Annotated in this window: 1 protein-coding gene; it reads left to right on the top strand. The window is 72.3% G+C overall.

The window, feature by feature from the left end; all coding sequences use genetic code 11:
- Positions 1-552: 552 nt before the first annotated feature.
- Positions 553-750, top strand: a 198-nt coding sequence (locus tag ACFQQI_RS19405; protein WP_378567414.1) for a methyltransferase domain-containing protein, incomplete at its 3' end; no start/stop codon positions are given.

The raw sequence follows: 750 nt of genomic DNA, 5'->3' as shown, positions 1-750 counted from the left end.
GGATCACTCGTCCCCGTGCCGCCAGCTCCGGCACCGCTCGGGCCCAGAGACTCGCCGAGCTCCCCGTGCCGTGGATGCCCAGGATCGGCACCCCGGTCCCGTGCTCCTCGACGTGAAGGACCACACCGTTCACCAGCACGGCGCCCATGGAACGACCCTAGCCCGTCGGCAGGCACGACGCATGAGTCGGAAAGAGGGCTCGCACCGCGCCGGCACGCGGTGGGGTGCAACTGGTCCGTCCACCCACATCTCGGCACGAGCGGACGCCGACACCGCGGCGTGCAGCCTGTGCGTCCCCCGGCGCGCGAAACGGCCTCAGTTGCGCGCTGGCAGTGGTCGGCGGGATGGCTCAGGCTGGCAGCAGAGGAGGAGCCATGACCGGAATGATGGAGTTCGACGAGGAAGCCGTGCGGCGTGTCGAGATGGCGTACACGACACCCGACATCGTCGAGCAGCGCGCCGGGGTCATCGCCGCGCTGGCACTCGGCTCGGGGGAGAGCGTGCTCGACGTCGGCGTCGGGCCGGGGTTCCTGGCCGGCCGAGATCGCCGCTGTGGTCGGGCCGGGAGGACGGGTCTGCGGGATCGACCTCAGCGCCGACATGCTCGCGGTCGCAGCCCGCCGAGACCCGGGGACCGACGCGGCCGCCGTCGAGCTGGAGCTGGCCGGAGCGGAGGCGATCCCGTACGCCGACGGGTCGTTCGACGCGGTGGTGTCGACCCAGGTCCTCGAGTACGTGCCCGACGTCCCG

It is taken from the genome of Nocardioides sp. GCM10030259 (assembly GCF_042666375.1).
GTDB lineage: Bacteria > Actinomycetota > Actinomycetes > Propionibacteriales > Nocardioidaceae > Nocardioides.
The sequence above is the reverse complement of the archived record's forward strand: the minus strand, read 5'-3'. Positions and strand labels throughout refer to the sequence as shown.